Here is a 16241-nt window from a genome sequence, read left to right on the forward strand (position 1 = left end):
ATTGCTAGGGCATGATTCAATGTCCTAGCACTTTATTTTTTTATAAAGTTGAGTATTCTTATAAGAATAGTTTTGTATAGTTTGAAAATTATGATAAGATATTCCCAATCATTAAATTACATATCATCATTGGAGGATTTTAAATGGATTACTATACTAGGGATTTGAAACGATCAGATATAGAAGATATTCATGCATATAATGCTTTACCTGAAGTGAGTCAATATCAAGCATGGGAGCCGCAAACATATGAAGAAACAGAAGCATTTGTTGAGATGTTATTAAATCGAGATGAGAACTGGATGTACAACGTCATAGTAGATGCAGAACATGATAAAGTCATTGGCGCAGTGCAATTAGTATGTGATACGAAAAATAAAAGTGGAGAACTTGGTTATATCATTCATCCTGATTATTGGGGTAACGGCATCGCAACGGATATTGGTAGAACGATTATTAAATATGGTTTTAAAGTATTGAAACTTAATAGAATTTGGGCATCAACAGATATTCGTAATACAGCATCTGAAATTGTACTACAAAAGCTAGGTATGAAACATGAAGCCATCTTAAGACAAGATATTAAGCTTAAAGATGGCTACAGAGATTCATTGATTTATAGTATTTTAAAAGAAGAATATTAAAATGAAACAACAAAAGGTTCAGTACGATTTAAACAGTACTCGAACCTTTCTTTGAATGTTTGTCGAGTAACCATATTCATAACTTCATCATAAGTAAAAAAGCCTACCTCTAAACTTTCGTCACTTGTTTGAAGTGTGCCACCTGTATAACGCGCTAAAAATAACGTGTTGACGATAGAACTTTTCGTATTTTGGAAAATACCACAAAATCTTATAATTTCGATATCAGCACCAGATTCTTCTTTAACTTCGCGAATTGCCGCATCATATAAAGGTTCGCCCAATTCAACTTGACCTCCAGGCATTTCCCAGCCACGTTTAGGACCTTTTATGAGTAATATTTTATCTTCGTCATTTAAGACAATACAAGCAGCTGAAACAATATGTTTTGGAACCATAAGTAACCTCCTGTGAAAATTAGATTCTATTTAATCAAAAGTCGTACAAATAATATTTTATGATTAAATGACTAAAATGTCATATAATTACCTTAAATGTATATAAATATACGTCATTTTATAAAGGAGAACTTTTATGCCTATTAAAGTAGAACAGTTAAATATAAATTTTGATTATGAAGGAGATAACTACGAAATACATCCTACACTTATCATCCAAGATGAAGAATTGACACTCGTTGATACAGGTTATACAGGTTTCATGGATAAGATTGAACGAGAAATTAAGCGATTAAATTACGATATAGAAAATTTGAAAAATATTATTATTACACATTATGATGATGACCACATCGGTGCGTTAAAAGCTTTTAAAGATAAATATCCTAATACACAAATTATAAGTAGCTTTGTAGAAGCTAAATATATAGGTGGACATGCTAAATCAGAAAGATTGATTCAAGCTGAAGATTTGTTAAATGAAATGTCAGAAGATGAAAAACCATATGGTGAAGAATTTGTTAATATGCTAAAGGAATTAGAGCATGTCGATGTTGATGTAGAAGTTACAAATGGGGCGCTCATATTAAATAATGAAGTGGAAGTTATTGCGACACCAGGACATACGTCAGGGCATATTTCTTTATATATACAATCAGTCAATAGCGTCATTACTGGAGATGCTGCTGTGAAAGAAGGAGAGACTTTAAACGTAGCAAATCCTGAATATAGTATGAATTTAGAAGACGCAGAAAATTCCTTAAAGAAAATTAAAGATTTAAATGCTGAGAAATATTATTGTTTCCACGGCGGATTGTTAGAGAAAGCTTGAAGATTATAAATCTATGATTTACACCTATACAAATGGGTATAATTTAGGACAAGGTTATATTGTGAGGTGAGCGCATGATTAATATTATTCAAGCGATTGGTTCTATAGGGACCTTTATTATGGCGATTCTATATTTTATATCCGTCATGATTCAAATTCGCCAAATTAAAATATCATTTATACCTTATTTATCTTTTGATCAGATTATATTGGAGAAGAAACAAAGTGGTATTAAAGTGATGAATTTAACTTCGTCTGATCATGAATATTTAAATACGGCTTTTAAGCTATTAAATTTAGGCGGCGGTTCTGCTAAAAATATTGAAGTCGTCTTAAAGTTAAATGGCGATGAAGTGATACAACGTAAACATATTAATATTTTACCTAATAATCAATTCTATTTAATTCCTCTTAACCAAAAAGTCTTTAATGAATTTAAGAAGACAATCGACAATCACTATTTTGAAACGAATATGACAATTGAGTTGAAGTATGATGGTCAAGTTTCTAAAAAACGATCTTCCAATGAATATAGAATATCCATCGATGATTTTGTGAATATGGATGATAAAGATTTATATGAAATAACTTTTGAAAAATTAGAAAAATAAAGGTATTACATAAACAGGTTTTGAATTTATTTTTTAACCTGTTTTTTTAAGTGAAGCCATATATAAATAGGTCAATTATAGTTAATAATTATTTGATTTTGTACTATTATTTTGAATAATTCTTGCTATGATGAAATTATTAATCATTTGTAGAGGAGAGAAAAAATGAGTAGTCTACTTTTTGCGTTATTATGGGTTGTTATTTCGATTGCCTTTATAACGACTTTGATTATTACAGTCGTTAAATATGCTAAAGAAAAACAGTATAGTAGCTATTTAGTGAGCACAATTTTACTATTTGTAATTGGTGTGATTAGTTTTGTATGTATATTTGTCAGTCTGTCATTCGATAAAGAATATTCATATAAACAATTATTTAAGGAAGATAAGCCTAAAGCTGTTAAACATGTTTCCGACACACCTAAAAAAGAATTAAAAAATATCAAACTAGGTGATAAAATTATTGTTGATGGTCTAGAAGTGACCGTTACGAAAGCAGAAGTTGTTCAACCTGATGACGGTTATTCTTATTCACAAAATGGCAAAATTCTTAAAGTCACTTATAAGTTCAAAAATTTAGAAAAAGATAAAAAATTAATCGATAATTCTAATTTTCAACTAACTATTGGTGGAGCGGTACAACCGCAATTTAATGGTATGAAAGATAATAAAGGTGGATTCCAACATCAACTTGATAAAGATGACAGCAAATCAAGTTATTTATACTATGATGTAGCGGACGCTGATAAATATGATGTTAAAATGAATTATGAAACTTCTAAGAAAACGTATAATGCTAATTGGCGTATAAATGATAAGGATATTAAAGATAATACGCCTAAAGAGAATCCAACTGAAGAAATCAATTCGACTCAAGAAGCGCCAACTTATGAGCAAAGAACGGTTCAACAACCTAACAATAACGCGGATGAAGAGAAGAAAAAAGCTGAAGCTGAGAAAAAACGTAAACAAGAAGAAGCGGATAAAGAGGCTAAAGAAAAAGCAGATAAAGAAGCAGCAGAGAAGAAAGCTGAAGAAGAAAAGGCAGCTAAAGAGGAAGAAGAAAAACGTCAAGAAGAAGCGGATAAAAAAGCTGAAGAAGCTGAACAAAAACAACAAGAAGCTGACGAAAAAGCAGCAGCAGAGCAGAAAAAACGTGATGAACAAGCAGCAGCTGAACGTGAAAAACAACAGCAACAACAAAGAGATCAAGAGGCACAAAGAGAGAAAGATCGTGCAGCTCAAGATGCAGCACAAAAAGCAAAAGAAAGATCAACAGAGCAAAGACAATCTCAAAATAATTCAAATGAACAAAAAGAACGTTAGTTAATCAAATGAACAATTTATGCGTAACATAAGAAAGAGGTAACCAAATGACGACTGTATATTTCAACCATGATGGTGGCGTAGATGATTTAATTTCATTATTTTTATTATTACAAATGGAAGATGTTAATTTGATAGGTGTAAGTGCAATTGGTGCAGATAGCTATGTAGAACCGGCAACAAACGCTTCTTGTAAAATCATTAATCGATTTTCATCACAAAAACTAAATGTCGCAGCTTCGAAAGAAAGAGGGAAAAATCCATTTCCTAAAGATTGGAGAATGCATGCCTTCTTTGTAGATGCGATGCCAATGTTAAATGAAGATGTTGAAGTAAATTCTACAATTTCTGAAAAAGAAGCATATGAAGATATCATTGAAAAGGTAATGAATAGTTCTGAAAAGGTAACAATGCTGTTTACGGGACCGTTAACAGATTTAGCTAAAAGTTTGAAAGTTGAACCAAGAATTGAAAGTCGTATTGAAAGAGTTGTATGGATGGGTGGTACATTGTTGAATAAAGGTAATGTTGAAGAACCTGAACATGATGGTACAGCTGAATGGAATGCTTTTTGGGATCCAGAAGCAGTAAAGACTGTTTTTGATACGCAATTACCGATTGATATTGTAGCATTAGAAAGCACGAATAAAGTACCTTTAACACCAGACGTACGTAAACGATGGGCGAATGAAAGACAATATGAAGGTGTTGATTTCTTAGGTATATGTTATGCGCTTGTGCCTCCATTAACGCATTTTGTAACAAATTCAACTTATTTCTTATGGGATGTATTAACAACAGCTTATGTTGGGAAACCTGAACTCGTTAAGAAAGAATCACATAAAGTATCTGTCATTACAGATGGACCTAGTCAAGGTAGAACATTCAAAAGTGATGAAGGAAGAATGATTAATATCATTAATGATGTTGATAGAGATGGATTCTTTGATTACATGACAGATTTAGCTAAAAAAATATAACAAATAAGCACTTCATTCAGTGTCGTTAGGATAAAATAGCGAGCTGAATGAAGTTTTTTTATGAAAAAATTAAAATTTTAAATTGCATAATGATAGGGCTCAACACTGTTCAACTCATAAAATAGTGAATTTTCTGATTAAAACCATTTTATTAGGTTATATGATTATATAGACAAAATGGGGAGTGTTTATAATTATGAAATTTAAAAGAAAGAACGTTAATGTTGTCGACGCCAGTAAAACGAAAAAAACGGTCGTTGCAACAGGTATTGGTAATGCGATTGAGTGGTTTGACTTCGGTCTATACGCTCAACTAGCCGTCATTATCAGTATGAATTTCTTTGGTAATATGCCAAAAGAAATTCAGCTTGCATCAACATTTGCGGTATTTGCTTTTGCATTTATAGTAAGACCGATTGGTGGTATATTCTTTAGTCATTTAGGAGATAAACATGGTCGTAAAGTTGTCCTTTCAACTACAATTATTATGATGGCTTTATCTACACTTGCTTTAGGACTATTACCGACACAACACCAAATCGGTATTTGGGCACCAATTTTATTATTAATTATTAGAATGATTCAATCATTCTCTACTGGTGGTGAGTATGCCGGTGCAATGACTTATATTGCAGAAATTTCACCAGATAAGACGAGAGGTAGACTTGGTAGCGGACTTGAAATTGGTACTTTATCAGGTAGTATTTTAGCCGCTGCATTAGTAGGTATTATGTATGCTCTATTGAGTGATGATCAAATGGCAGCTTGGGGCTGGAGAATCCCATTCATTATAGCTGCACCACTTGGTATTATAGGTGTCTATTTGAGAAATAATTTGGATGAAAGTCCAGCTTATGAAACAACACTTGAAGAGCAAGAAGAGCTTGAATACTCTTATAAAGATATCTTCAGAAAATATTGGAGAGATATCATTGTTTGTTTCGCAGGTGTAGCTTTCTTAAACGTTGCTAATTACATGGTATTATCATATATGCCGTCATTTTTAAATGGCACTTTAGATTTAGGTGGTACGATGAGTAGTATATTGAGTACGTTAACGATGGCAGCAATGATACCAGCAGTATTCTTCTTTGGTTGGTACAGTGATAAAGTTGGAAATAAAAATACCATTTTATTTGGATTAATAGGATTTAGTTTATTCTCAGTATTAGCCTTCTGGTTAATGAGTATTCCTTCAATACCGATTGTTATTTTAGGACTATTTATCATTGCACTGTTTATGTCTACATTTGAAGGCGTTATGCCATCTGTATTACCAAGTATTTTCTATACAAAAGTGAGATTAAGAACATTATCACTTGTTTACAATATTGGCGCAGCGATATTTGGTGGTTTAACACCATTTATTTTAACAACGTTAGTCGAAACAACTGGTCAAAAAATTGCACCATCTTATTATTTAACATTGATTAATGTCGTTGGACTTGTCATTTTCTTATTTATGTTTAAGACAACGTCTAATAAATCATTAAGAGGATCATATCCTAATATTGATAATAAAGAAGACTTACAAGAAGTTTATGAAAATCCGAAAGATGCATTATGGTGGAATCACGAAGAACCAAATAAATCATAAAAAAATAAGGACTGAGACAAAATTTGTCTCAGTCCTTATTTATGTGACTTATATTCAATTAAACAGCTTCTACTTCTAAATTCACGTCAATATTTCCACGTGTTGCTTTAGAGTATGGGCAGAAATCATGCGCTGCTTTTAAATATTTCTCTGCGTCTTCTTGAGATACGTTTTTTACTTTAGCGGCAATATCTACTTCTAATTTAGGACTTTCAGCATTTTCGTCATCTACTAAACGAACTGTTAACGTAACTTCTGGTTCAGCATCACGAACTTTGTTTTGTTTTAAAATTAAATCAAAAGCACCGTTGAAGCATGAAGCGTAGCCTGCTGCGAAAAGTTGTTCTGGATTAGTGGCATTACCATCTGCTTGTTGTGGTGGTAATACATCTACATCGATTGCTTTATCGTCAGTGTAAACATGACCTTTACGTCCACCTGTGTTTGTAGCTTTTGTTTCATAATGAGTTGCCATAAAAAAATACCTCCTTTAAAGTATATTATCTATTTACCCGTATATTGTTTTTTAAATCATTTATAAATTATAAATTTTCATATATAAATTGTCGGAAATATGAAATAATATACATTATCAAAATAAGAGAGGTCACAACATGAAAGCAATATTAATAGGTGTCTTGGCAGCTTTATTTTTTGCAGTTACATTTGTCGTTAATCATATGATGGCTAATGATGGTGGAAGTTGGTATTTTAGTTCCTCTTTACGTTTTATTTTTATGCTGCCATTTTTATATTTGTTTGTACTCATCAAAGGTAGAACAAAGTTTGTTTTAAAGCATATTCAACAAGAGAAAAAGGCTTGGTTCATATGGAGTGCAGTTGGGTTTGTATTATTTTATGTACCGATAACTTTTTCAGCAGAGTATAGCCCAGGGTGGTTGATTTCAGGTACTTGGCAAATAACAATTATTTGCGGTATGATTCTCGCGCCATTATTTGTAGAAACAGTTGTTATAAATGGTAAAGAAACAATCGTTAGACATAAAATTCCATGGCGTTCATTATTGATTTCAAGCATTATGTTTATCGGTATTATCATTATCCAAATTCCTCAAGCAAGTGAAATTAAAATGAATTTATTTTTATTAGGTTTCTTACCGATTTTAATTGCAGCCTTTAGTTATCCTTTAGGAAATAGAAAAATGATGCAAGTTGTGAACGGTGAGCTCGGTACAATTGAACGTGTATTTGGTATGACGTTAGTCACATTGCCTATTTGGGTAGTCATTTTTATTGTTGGTGTACTTAAAGAAGGATTACCTTCTTCTAGTCAAGTTGTACAAGCATTTATCGTCGCACTATTTTCGGGCATCATCGCAACAATTCTATTTTTCTATGCTACAAATATTGTGAATGATAACCAAGAACAATTAGCAGCCGTTGAAGCGACGCAATCTTTGGAAGTTGTATTTGCCATTATTGGTGAAATGATTCTCCTAGGCTTACCGTTACCAAATGGTCTAAGTATGGTAGGTTTAGCACTCATTATAATAGGTATGTGTATATATAGTTTTATCGATCATATTTCTATTGGTAAAATTTTCAAAAAATCATGAAGTGAGATGTTTAAAAATCCTTTTACAGGGTAAAACATATACGAATGGTCAATCATTCAATAACGTTTAATGAAGGGTGATATAAAATGGCAGACGAAAGCAAATTCGAACAAGCAAAAGGTAACATTAAAGAAACAGTTGGTAATGCAACAGATAACAAAGACTTAGAAACTGAAGGTAAAAAAGATAAAGCTTCAGGTAAAGCTAAAGAAGCAGTAGAAAATGTTAAAGATAAAGCGAACGAAGTAATCGATAAATTTAAGAAATAATACATTTTCTAATTTATTTAAAGCATAAGAAAAGCCATTAGACACGTTGACTGTCTAATGGCTTTTTATTTACTTTACATCGTCTTTATCGATTTCCCATTTCATTTTGTAACGTTTATCAGATGAACGTAATTGTAATTGTACGTCATATTGATCCGCTTCAGGAACATCGTAGTATACATAACCAGTATCAGATTCTCCAGGTTTTAGACTGAATGAGAATCCATCATTTTTGTCATTCATACCATAGTATTTTGAAACTCTGCTTCCATCAGCAGTAACACCGAAGTTAGCATCTCCAACGATTAGGCTAGAGTTATTAATATTTTCAAGTTTGTAGTTAACTTTTAATATTTTATCTTTTAAAGGTTTAGTTCCGTCAGATGGTGGAGTAACAAATTCTGCTCTTTCAACTGTAATCTTTGTACCGATTGCACTAATCCCGTTACCAACTGATGTTTGTCTATCGATGATAGATGAATCATTATCATCTTCATCTGTTTTTTCTTCAGTTGTAGATTCTTCAGTAGTAGACTCTTCAGTCGTTTCTTCCTCAGTAGACTCCTCAGTTGTTTCTTCTTCTGTTGAGTTTTCTTCAGTAGAATTATCTTCAGTTTTGTTTGTGAACTCATCGATTTGGTCTTTAATTGGACCAGCAGCGCATGCACCTAAAATAACAGCTAAAATAATGAATATAACTAAACATCCACCACAGCCGAATAACCAAGGTTTCATACTAGAGCCATTGCCGTCTCCCGATTGTTGTTGCTGATTGTTACCATTTGTTTCGTTAAATGGATTATTTTGTTGTTCTGAGGTGTTCTGATTAAAAGGATTCTGATCTGATTGATTAGAATTAGCCATAATATTTCCCCCTTATTCATTACTTTATTTTAATAAAAAATTATTGTTTCCACTTAATCGAAATTCTTGTGTGAAAGTTTTCAACTATTGATAAACAATTGTGTTATTTATTAATTATTTTTAGTTTATAGTAAACTGGGAAATAAATCTAGGCTTATTATTAAATTTATAAAAAATTTATAGTACTTTAATATTTAATGATTTTGTAGAATATGAATGTTTGTAAATTTTATGCAAAAGGGGGTAATATAGTAATAAAGGAGTGATAAATATGTATAAAAATATTTTGTTTGGCATTGATACAGAAATGAAAAATCAAAAGGTTTTAGAACAAATTAATCACCTCGTAGGAGAAGGTTCTCAGGTTACATTACTGAATGTTGTCGCTGATAAAGACCTTCAAGCTTCAGTAAGAATGGGTGTTCATTTAGATGAAATTCAAGAAAAACGCCAAGAAGCTATGAAACATGTCTTAGATTATTTCCATGAACAAAACATTCAATATAAAATTGAATTTGCGAAAGGGAATCCTAAAACAGAATTAGTGCATAGAGCAAATAGTGGTGATTTTGATATCGTTGTGTTGAGTAATAGAAAAGCAGAAGACACAGATAAAATGGTATTAGGAAGTGTCAGCCATAAAGTCGCTAAAAGAGCTAAAATTCCTGTATTAATTGTGAAGTAGTAAGCACACATTGATTTAAGTAATAGATTTCTTGAATCATCATGCATCGTTTCATAGAAAAAAGTCCTCGACTCATGTAAAATGAAAATAGAAGCATATTGGAGGAATGACTATGACTGATGGACAAAAGAAAGCGTTTCCGTATATCGTTGCAACGATTTCATTAGAAACTCAAGATGATATTGAAAAAACAGTGCAAGAACTCAATGCTCATAAGGATTCAATAGATATTGTTGAATTTAGAGCAGATACTTTAAAAAATACTTCAATTGAAAACATTAATGAAACATTAGAGAAATTTAAAAGTGCATATTATGATGCGCCAATTCTGTTCACTTATCGTTCAGTAGGGCAAGGTGGTCATGGTGACTTTGATCATGAAACTTATTACAAAATCATGCAAGATATTATATGTAACAAAAAAGCTGAATACGTCGATATTCAACTCGATACGTATGAAGATAATCTTATGAATTGCATTACGAAAGCTCAGCATAATGATGTGAAAATTATTATTTCACATCATGACTTTAAATCAACACCTGACGTTGAAGAAATGTTTGTCACATATGAGAAAATGGCAGAGTTAGGTGCAGATATTGGTAAATTAGCTGTGATGCCACAGAACGAACGTCATTTATTATCGATGTTAAATGCTATGAATAGAGCTTTTCATAAGTTAGATATTGATGTAATTGGTATATCTATGGGTGAACTAGGTAAGATGACAAGAATAACTGGTGGTATGTTTGGATCTAAATTTACTTATGGTTTCGTAGGTAAAGAAGCGGCACCAGGTCAAATTCATGTTAAAGATATTAAAGAACAGTTAGCTTTATATCAAAATTAATCACATTATTAAGCATAATAATGATGAAGCGAGTGTAGAAATCTTCAGGATAATTCTAGATTTCTATCTCGCTTCTTTATTTTATGATACAATTGATAATAATTATCAATGAATTAGGAGTGTAAATAATGGAATTAAAGAAAGCGATTGAAGAAAGAAGAAGCGTCAAAAAATATGATTATGATATGTATATAGACGAAGAAAAAGTATTTTCTTTAGTTGATTTAGCAACATACGCACCAAACCATGGTATGAGAGAACCTTGGAGACTTGTGTATATCAATAAAAAACAAATTCCTGAATTTGCAGAAGAAGTAGCACAATCAGCATTTGTTAACGATCCAGCTAAACAAGAAAAATATATCAATAAAGTGACTAAAGTTGGTGGCATGTTTGTCATCTTGTCAAAAAGAGACTCAAGACAAAAAGAAAATCTTGAAAATCAAATGGCAATTGGCGCATTTGTACAGAATTTAATGTTATTGATGCATGATGAGGGAATGGGTTCATGTTGGAAAACACCTGCATTTATATTTAATCCATCATTTAGAAAAACAGTCGGCGCTCAGGATGATGAAGATGTATGTGGATTTTTATATTTAACTGAAAAAGATTCAAGTGTAAAAGCGGCCGAAAGAAAAAATAGATCATTAATCACTGAGTGGTAATAACGAAACCCACAACTGAGTTCTTATACTCAATTGTGGGTTTTAATATGATTATTTTAAGTTCTCAGCTAAGAACGCTTTAACATCTTCTGGTGTTTTTGCGTTTGCTGAATGTAAGTGTGCAAGTTTTTCGTTGTTTTTAAATACTAATAAACTTGGGATACCCATTACATCATTTTCAGTTGCTGCTTCAGGAACTTGGTCACGATTGATTTGATACCAATTGTATTGATTGTATTCATCGATGATTGGATCAATCCATTGATTCATTCTTGTGCAATCTGGACACCAGTCTGCGAAGAATTTAACGACAACTGGTTCATCGCTTTGTGTAATTTCTTCAAATTCAGCATATTGACTTATTGTTCTCATATTTATTCTGCTCCTTAGAAATAATGATTATAAGGTAAGTATATCTTATTTCTAATATTTAAAAAAATATTTAACTCATTACTACATGTTCTGTACTAATATTGTTATAATAAAATTAAATAGACATATGGAGGTAAAGACATGATAAAATTTTATCAATATCCTAATTGTACAACTTGTAAAAAAGCAGCAAAGTTCTTAGAAATGAACGGTGCCAGTTTTGAACCGATTGATATTACTCAATTAACACCAACAGCTAAAGAATTAAAAGATATCATTGATGGGACAGACATAAATGTTAATCAATTATTTAATACTCGAGGCGCTAAATATCGCGAATTGGGATTAAAAGATAAAATGGATGATTTATCAGACAACGAAAAGTTTGATTTATTAGCATCTGATGGCATGTTAATTAAAAGACCTTTAGCCGTTTTAGGAAATAAAGTGACACTTGGATTTAAAGAAGACGAATATCGTCAAACTTGGTTATAAAAATAGTTGCTTGAATAATGGCTTTATGTCATGATTATAATTGAATTACATATAGGAGGGGATTACTTTGACAGTGCCTAGTGAGTTAAAATATTCAAAAGAACATGAATGGGTAAAAGTAGATGGAGATATCGTAACAATCGGTATTACTGATTTTGCTCAATCAGAATTAGGGGACATCGTGTTTGTTGAGTTGCCAGAAGAAGGTGACGAATTAACTAGTGGAGATTCATTCGGTAGTGTAGAATCTGTTAAAACAGTTTCTGAACTATATGCACCACTATCTGGTAAAGTCGTTGAAGTAAACGAAGAACTAGAAGACAGCCCTGAGTTTGTTAATGAATCATCATATGATAAAGCTTGGATGGTCAAAGTTGAACTATCTGATAAAGCTCAATTAGATGAATTATTAGATGCAGACGCTTATAGCGAAATGATAGGTGAATAACATAACATTAAACTCCACGATACTGATGTGTCATGGAGTTTTTTTGAAATATTTATCATGAAACTGAACAGTAATACTATCTCATTTGTAGAAGGTGATATTCATGGCGATGATTAAAAAGATTATAATCGTAGAAGGTATTTCTGATAAAAAACGAGTGGAAGAAGTATTAAATGATCATGTTCATATCATTTGTACCCATGGAACGATGGGTGTCGAAAAAATGGATGAGCTACTAGAAGAGATATACGGTTCTCAAGTATATGTCTTAGTAGATCAAGATAAGGAAGGTAAGAAAATTAGAAAATGGTTTAAGAAATATGCGAGTGAAAGCCAGCATATTTATATTGATTCTACATTTTCTGAAGTAGCGCGCTGTCCAAGACAATATTTAGCGAATGTGTTAAACTATCATGGATTTATAGTTAAGAATGATTTTGTATTGAAAGGGAAGTATCGTTACCATGAAACACACAGAAATATTGAACGATATATACAAGCATTTTGATAAAGATATCCATTTATTATTTGGATATACGCCAACATGTGGAACGTGCAAAATATCAGAACGCATGTTAGATATTGCAAACGAAGTATCACAATTACCTATTAATAAGTGTGACTTAAATTTTTATCCAGAATTCTGTAAAGAATTTGAAATCATGTCAGTACCCGTACTTTTTATCATGCATAAAGATCAAGTTATCCGTCGAATCTATGCCTTTCAGTCTGTTCCGTATATATTAGAGAATATTCAAAAAGTTATTGACGATAAAAACTTATCATGATAGTATGAATTTAATTAAATACGTAATAACTCTTATCAAGAGTGGTGGAGGGATGTGCCCTTTGAAGCCCGGCAACCGTCATATAAATATGAAATGGTGCCAATTCACAAAAAGTGTTAACTTTTGGAGATGAGAGAAAGACAAATTTTTGACGCCTTTCTCTTATTTTAAGAGTGAGGCGTTTTTAATTTAGAGATTAGGAGGCAACAGATTTGATCGAGTTAAATAAAGTTGTTAAAACTTTCAAAACAAAAAAAGGTGACATAACAGCTGTTGACCATGTTGACTTAAAAATAGATAAAGGAAGTATATATGGTGTAATTGGATTTTCTGGTGCAGGTAAAAGTACACTTATACGTATGTTTAACGGCCTAGAAACACCTACTGAGGGAGAGGTAATTGTTGACGGTGCGAACATCGGACAATTATCGAAGCAAGACCTTAGATTGAAAAGACAAAAAGTAAGCATGATTTTCCAACATTTCAACTTACTTTGGTCTAGAACAGTTAAAGATAACATCGCATTTCCATTAGAAATCGCTGGTGTATCTAAAAGTGAAATTAATGAGAGAACAAAAGCACTCATTAAAAGAGTTGGTTTAGAAGGACGCGAAAATGCCTATCCTTCACAACTATCAGGAGGGCAAAAACAAAGAGTAGGTATTGCCCGTGCACTAGCTAATGACCCGCATGTCTTATTATGTGACGAAGCAACAAGTGCACTCGATCCGCAAACTACTGATGAAATATTAGATTTATTAGTAGATATTAATAAAGAACTGGATTTAACAATCATACTGATTACACATGAAATGCATGTCATTAGAAAAATTTGTGATCATGTAGCAGTCATGGAGAACGGTAAGTTTGTTGAAGAGGGTGAAGTTATTAACGTATTTAATAACCCTCAAACATATGTTACACAACGATTTGTTAAAGATGATCTTAAAGCAGATGATTTACAAAGAACTTTACAAGACTTTAAGAAAGAACAACCAAATGGTGAAATTTGGAAGTTAAACTTCGTTGGTGGAACAAGTTCTGATCCAGTATTAGCGAAAATTATAAAAACTTATAATATCGATATTAATGTTATCGAAGGTGACGTTAAATTAACTCAAAACGGTACATTTGGACATATGATCGTTCATTTACCTCAAGGAGATTATTCTAAAGAAGCAATTAAGCAAGAATTGAATAATCTAGGCGTGAAAGTAGAGGTGAACGTAGGTGAATAAATCATTTGGAGATATCATAACAGAAATGGTCACGATGCCTAACGTACGATGGGATGCTGTATGGGAAGCATTGTATGAAACGTTATATATGACGATTATTTCTACAGTATTTACTTTAGTATTTGGATTAATCTTAGGAACTTTACTATTTTTAACATCAAGAGGAACATCTAAAAGTTCACGTGTGTTCTATTCAATCGTTTCATTTGTCGTGAACCTATTTAGAGCTATTCCATTTATCATTTTAATATTATTATTACTACCTTTTACGGACATCTTACTAGGTACAATTAGTGGACCTAAAGGCGCTTTACCAGCATTGATTATTGGTGCATCACCATTTTATGCACGACTTGTTGAAATCGGCATGAAAGAAATTGATAAAGGTGTTATTGAAGCGGCAGTTTCAATGGGTGCTACTACTTGGACAGTCGTTCGAAAAGTATTAATAAAAGAATCATTACCTGCTTTAGTATCGGGAATCACAGTTACAGCTATTGCTTTAGTTGGATCAACTGCTATAGCCGGTGTAATTGGTGCAGGTGGTTTAGGTAACTTAGCTTACCTAACTGGATTTACACGAAATCAAAATGACGTCATTTTAATTTCAACAATCTTTATTTTAATTATTGTTTTTGTTATCCAATTTATTGGAGATTTAATTGTAAAAAGAATTGATAAACGTTAAGGAGTGTTTTAAATGAAAAAAGTATTTGGGTTATTATTTATTTCAATTTTAACAGTCGTGCTAGTAGCTTGTGGTGGCGGTAGTGGCGACAAGAAAGAAAAGAATGAAACAATTAAAATTGGTGCATCACCAGCACCTCATGCTGAAATTTTAGAAGAAGCTAAACCACTTCTTAAAAAAGAAGGTTATGACTTAGAAATCAAGACAATCAATGATTACACAACACCTAACAAATTATTAGATAAAGGTGAACTTGATGCAAACTTCTTCCAACATACACCATACTTAAAAACTGAATCAAAAGAAAAAGGATATAAAATTGAATCAGCTGGTAACGTACATTTAGAGCCAATGGCAGTTTACTCTAAAAAATACAAAAAATTATCTGACTTACCAAAAAATGCAACAGTTTATGTATCAAACAATCCAGCAGAAGAAGGTAGATTCATCTCATTCTTCGTTAAAGAAGGATTAATCAAAATCAAAGACGGTGTTAAACCAGTTGACGCAACATTTGATGACATCGTAGAAAACAAGAAAAACATTAAATTCAACAATAAACAATCAGCAGAATTTTTACCTAAATCTTATCAAGCAGACGAAGGTGATGCTACAATCATCAACTCTAACTTTGCAATCGAACAAGGATTAAATCCACTTAAAGATTCAATTGCAGTAGAAGGAAAAGATTCACCATACGCAAACCTAATTGCAGTTCAAAAAGGTCATAAAGATGACAAACAAATTAAAGCTTTAATGAAAGTCTTACAATCTAAAGAAATTAAAGACTTCATCAACAAGAAATACGACGGAGCTGTAATCGCAGCTAAGTAAGAAATTTAAAAAACATCTAGCCATATGGTTAGATGTTTTTTGTATTTATGAGTAGAAAAACTCTTTGAGAAAAATTA

Annotated in this window: 22 protein-coding genes and 1 riboswitch; of the genes, 18 read left to right on the forward strand and 4 right to left on the reverse strand. The window is 32.0% G+C overall.

Going from position 1 to position 16241, the window contains the following annotated elements; genetic code table 11:
• Nucleotides 1-143: 143 nt before the first annotated feature.
• Nucleotides 144-644, forward strand: a complete 501-nt coding sequence (locus LQ673_RS00520; RefSeq protein WP_103361536.1) for a GNAT family N-acetyltransferase — start codon at nt 144-146, stop codon at nt 642-644.
• Here LQ673_RS00520 and LQ673_RS00525 read toward each other — a convergent pair.
• Nucleotides 641-1042 (reverse strand): NUDIX hydrolase, encoded by a 402-nt coding sequence (locus LQ673_RS00525; protein WP_025904352.1) that lies wholly within the window; start codon nt 1040-1042, stop codon nt 641-643. The two genes, LQ673_RS00520 and LQ673_RS00525, sit on opposite strands and share 4 nt — an antisense overlap.
• A 142-nt stretch (nt 1043-1184) precedes the next feature.
• Between LQ673_RS00525 and LQ673_RS00530 the strand changes: the two genes are divergently transcribed.
• The 5 genes from LQ673_RS00530 (at nt 1185) to LQ673_RS00550 (ending at nt 6388) form a co-directional block, all read left to right on the forward strand.
• Nucleotides 1185-1874, forward strand: a complete 690-nt coding sequence (locus LQ673_RS00530) for an MBL fold metallo-hydrolase (protein WP_191836571.1) — start codon at nt 1185-1187, stop codon at nt 1872-1874.
• A gap of 74 nt (nt 1875-1948) precedes the next feature.
• The gene (locus tag LQ673_RS00535; RefSeq protein ID WP_191836559.1) at nt 1949-2485 is read left to right on the forward strand and encodes a hypothetical protein; all 537 of its coding nucleotides are present in this window, start codon (nt 1949-1951) and stop codon (nt 2483-2485) included.
• A 165-nt stretch (nt 2486-2650) separates the two neighbouring features.
• Nucleotides 2651-3811, forward strand: a complete 1161-nt coding sequence (locus LQ673_RS00540; protein WP_191836560.1) for a DUF4352 domain-containing protein — start codon at nt 2651-2653, stop codon at nt 3809-3811.
• A gap of 47 nt (nt 3812-3858) precedes the next feature.
• A complete protein-coding gene (locus LQ673_RS00545) occupies nt 3859-4791 on the forward strand; it encodes a nucleoside hydrolase (protein ID WP_025904356.1) in 933 nt (310 codons plus the stop codon).
• A 196-nt stretch (nt 4792-4987) separates the two neighbouring features.
• Complete coding sequence (locus LQ673_RS00550) at nt 4988-6388, forward strand: MFS transporter (protein ID WP_191836562.1); 1401 nt, start codon at nt 4988-4990, stop codon at nt 6386-6388.
• Between the two features lie 58 nt (nt 6389-6446).
• Here LQ673_RS00550 and LQ673_RS00555 read toward each other — a convergent pair whose 3' ends face one another.
• Complete coding sequence (locus tag LQ673_RS00555) at nt 6447-6863, reverse strand: organic hydroperoxide resistance protein (RefSeq protein WP_025904358.1); 417 nt, start codon at nt 6861-6863, stop codon at nt 6447-6449.
• A gap of 139 nt (nt 6864-7002) precedes the next feature.
• On the opposite strand from LQ673_RS00555, the gene LQ673_RS00560 reads away from it, so the two are divergent.
• Both LQ673_RS00560 and LQ673_RS00565 read left to right on the forward strand, forming a co-directional pair.
• On the forward strand, nt 7003-7965 hold the full coding sequence (locus LQ673_RS00560) for a DMT family transporter (RefSeq protein WP_191836563.1): 963 nt from the start codon (nt 7003-7005) through the stop codon (nt 7963-7965).
• Nucleotides 7966-8051: 86 nt separating this feature from the next.
• The gene (locus LQ673_RS00565; protein ID WP_037588806.1) at nt 8052-8234 is read left to right on the forward strand and encodes a CsbD family protein; all 183 of its coding nucleotides are present in this window, start codon (nt 8052-8054) and stop codon (nt 8232-8234) included.
• A gap of 69 nt (nt 8235-8303) precedes the next feature.
• Here LQ673_RS00565 and LQ673_RS00570 read toward each other — a convergent pair whose 3' ends face one another.
• Nucleotides 8304-9098 (reverse strand): DUF4352 domain-containing protein, encoded by a 795-nt coding sequence (locus LQ673_RS00570; RefSeq protein WP_126476607.1) that lies wholly within the window; start codon nt 9096-9098, stop codon nt 8304-8306.
• 271 nt (nt 9099-9369) lie between these two features.
• On the opposite strand from LQ673_RS00570, the gene LQ673_RS00575 reads away from it, so the two are divergent.
• The 3 genes from LQ673_RS00575 to LQ673_RS00585 all read left to right on the forward strand — a co-directional run bounded on the left by LQ673_RS00575 (nt 9370) and on the right by LQ673_RS00585 (nt 11301).
• A complete protein-coding gene (locus LQ673_RS00575) occupies nt 9370-9783 on the forward strand; it encodes a universal stress protein (RefSeq protein ID WP_025904362.1) in 414 nt (137 codons plus the stop codon).
• A gap of 112 nt (nt 9784-9895) precedes the next feature.
• A complete protein-coding gene (gene aroD, locus LQ673_RS00580) occupies nt 9896-10633 on the forward strand; it encodes a type I 3-dehydroquinate dehydratase (protein ID WP_191836564.1) in 738 nt (245 codons plus the stop codon).
• 128 nt (nt 10634-10761) lie between these two features.
• A complete protein-coding gene (locus LQ673_RS00585) occupies nt 10762-11301 on the forward strand; it encodes a nitroreductase family protein (RefSeq protein WP_191836565.1) in 540 nt (179 codons plus the stop codon).
• 51 nt (nt 11302-11352) lie between these two features.
• On the opposite strand, the gene LQ673_RS00590 is transcribed toward LQ673_RS00585, so the two are convergent.
• Nucleotides 11353-11673 (reverse strand): thioredoxin family protein, encoded by a 321-nt coding sequence (locus LQ673_RS00590; protein WP_037588811.1) that lies wholly within the window; start codon nt 11671-11673, stop codon nt 11353-11355.
• Nucleotides 11674-11814: 141 nt separating this feature from the next.
• Between LQ673_RS00590 and LQ673_RS00595 the strand changes: the two genes are divergently transcribed.
• The 7 genes from LQ673_RS00595 to LQ673_RS00625 all read left to right on the forward strand — a co-directional run bounded on the left by LQ673_RS00595 (nt 11815) and on the right by LQ673_RS00625 (nt 16164).
• The gene (locus LQ673_RS00595; RefSeq protein ID WP_025904366.1) at nt 11815-12168 is read left to right on the forward strand and encodes an arsenate reductase family protein; all 354 of its coding nucleotides are present in this window, start codon (nt 11815-11817) and stop codon (nt 12166-12168) included.
• 67 nt (nt 12169-12235) lie between these two features.
• Nucleotides 12236-12616, forward strand: coding sequence for a glycine cleavage system protein GcvH (gene gcvH, locus LQ673_RS00600; protein ID WP_025904367.1), 381 nt, complete (start codon nt 12236-12238; stop codon nt 12614-12616).
• A 103-nt stretch (nt 12617-12719) separates the two neighbouring features.
• A complete protein-coding gene (locus LQ673_RS00605) occupies nt 12720-13124 on the forward strand; it encodes a toprim domain-containing protein (protein WP_025904368.1) in 405 nt (134 codons plus the stop codon).
• Entirely contained in the window at nt 13081-13404 is a 324-nt protein-coding gene (locus LQ673_RS00610; protein WP_025904369.1) for a thioredoxin family protein, read from the forward strand. The genes LQ673_RS00605 and LQ673_RS00610 overlap by 44 nt, the downstream gene beginning before the upstream one ends.
• A 29-nt stretch (nt 13405-13433) precedes the next feature.
• A riboswitch (SAM riboswitch) is annotated at nt 13434-13540 on the forward strand.
• A gap of 76 nt (nt 13541-13616) precedes the next feature.
• Nucleotides 13617-14642: a methionine ABC transporter ATP-binding protein gene (locus LQ673_RS00615; RefSeq protein ID WP_037588812.1), complete on the forward strand. Its 1026-nt coding sequence runs from the start codon at nt 13617-13619 to the stop codon at nt 14640-14642.
• Entirely contained in the window at nt 14635-15330 is a 696-nt protein-coding gene (locus LQ673_RS00620) for a methionine ABC transporter permease (protein ID WP_025904371.1), read from the forward strand. Before LQ673_RS00615 ends, LQ673_RS00620 begins: the two co-directional genes overlap by 8 nt.
• Nucleotides 15331-15342: 12 nt before the next feature.
• Nucleotides 15343-16164: a MetQ/NlpA family ABC transporter substrate-binding protein gene (locus tag LQ673_RS00625; RefSeq protein ID WP_037588813.1), complete on the forward strand. Its 822-nt coding sequence runs from the start codon at nt 15343-15345 to the stop codon at nt 16162-16164.
• The last annotated feature ends 77 nt before the right edge of the window (nt 16165-16241 follow it).

The sequence above is a fragment of the Mammaliicoccus sp. O-M54 genome, from assembly GCF_022386035.1.
In the GTDB taxonomy this organism is placed as follows: Bacteria; Bacillota; Bacilli; order Staphylococcales; family Staphylococcaceae; genus Mammaliicoccus; species Mammaliicoccus sciuri_A.

What these genes read in the sequence shown, in the direction of transcription:
- LQ673_RS00590 (WP_037588811.1), bottom strand. Translation starts at nt 11,673, where the DNA reads ATGAGAACAATAAGTCAATATGCTGAATTTGAAGAAATTACACAAAGC.
- LQ673_RS00610 (WP_025904369.1), top strand. Translation starts at nt 13,081, where the DNA reads ATGAAACACACAGAAATATTGAACGATATATACAAGCATTTTGATAAA.
- LQ673_RS00560 (WP_191836563.1), top strand. Translation starts at nt 7,003, where the DNA reads ATGAAAGCAATATTAATAGGTGTCTTGGCAGCTTTATTTTTTGCAGTT.
- LQ673_RS00520 (WP_103361536.1), top strand. Translation starts at nt 144, where the DNA reads ATGGATTACTATACTAGGGATTTGAAACGATCAGATATAGAAGATATT.
- LQ673_RS00550 (WP_191836562.1), top strand. Translation starts at nt 4,988, where the DNA reads ATGAAATTTAAAAGAAAGAACGTTAATGTTGTCGACGCCAGTAAAACG.
- LQ673_RS00545 (WP_025904356.1), top strand. Translation starts at nt 3,859, where the DNA reads ATGACGACTGTATATTTCAACCATGATGGTGGCGTAGATGATTTAATT.
- LQ673_RS00605 (WP_025904368.1), top strand. Translation starts at nt 12,720, where the DNA reads ATGGCGATGATTAAAAAGATTATAATCGTAGAAGGTATTTCTGATAAA.
- aroD (WP_191836564.1), top strand. Translation starts at nt 9,896, where the DNA reads ATGACTGATGGACAAAAGAAAGCGTTTCCGTATATCGTTGCAACGATT.
- LQ673_RS00555 (WP_025904358.1), bottom strand. Translation starts at nt 6,863, where the DNA reads ATGGCAACTCATTATGAAACAAAAGCTACAAACACAGGTGGACGTAAA.
- LQ673_RS00535 (WP_191836559.1), top strand. Translation starts at nt 1,949, where the DNA reads ATGATTAATATTATTCAAGCGATTGGTTCTATAGGGACCTTTATTATG.
- LQ673_RS00540 (WP_191836560.1), top strand. Translation starts at nt 2,651, where the DNA reads ATGAGTAGTCTACTTTTTGCGTTATTATGGGTTGTTATTTCGATTGCC.
- LQ673_RS00625 (WP_037588813.1), top strand. Translation starts at nt 15,343, where the DNA reads ATGAAAAAAGTATTTGGGTTATTATTTATTTCAATTTTAACAGTCGTG.
- LQ673_RS00585 (WP_191836565.1), top strand. Translation starts at nt 10,762, where the DNA reads ATGGAATTAAAGAAAGCGATTGAAGAAAGAAGAAGCGTCAAAAAATAT.
- LQ673_RS00570 (WP_126476607.1), bottom strand. Translation starts at nt 9,098, where the DNA reads ATGGCTAATTCTAATCAATCAGATCAGAATCCTTTTAATCAGAACACC.
- LQ673_RS00565 (WP_037588806.1), top strand. Translation starts at nt 8,052, where the DNA reads ATGGCAGACGAAAGCAAATTCGAACAAGCAAAAGGTAACATTAAAGAA.
- LQ673_RS00525 (WP_025904352.1), bottom strand. Translation starts at nt 1,042, where the DNA reads ATGGTTCCAAAACATATTGTTTCAGCTGCTTGTATTGTCTTAAATGAC.
- LQ673_RS00575 (WP_025904362.1), top strand. Translation starts at nt 9,370, where the DNA reads ATGTATAAAAATATTTTGTTTGGCATTGATACAGAAATGAAAAATCAA.
- LQ673_RS00595 (WP_025904366.1), top strand. Translation starts at nt 11,815, where the DNA reads ATGATAAAATTTTATCAATATCCTAATTGTACAACTTGTAAAAAAGCA.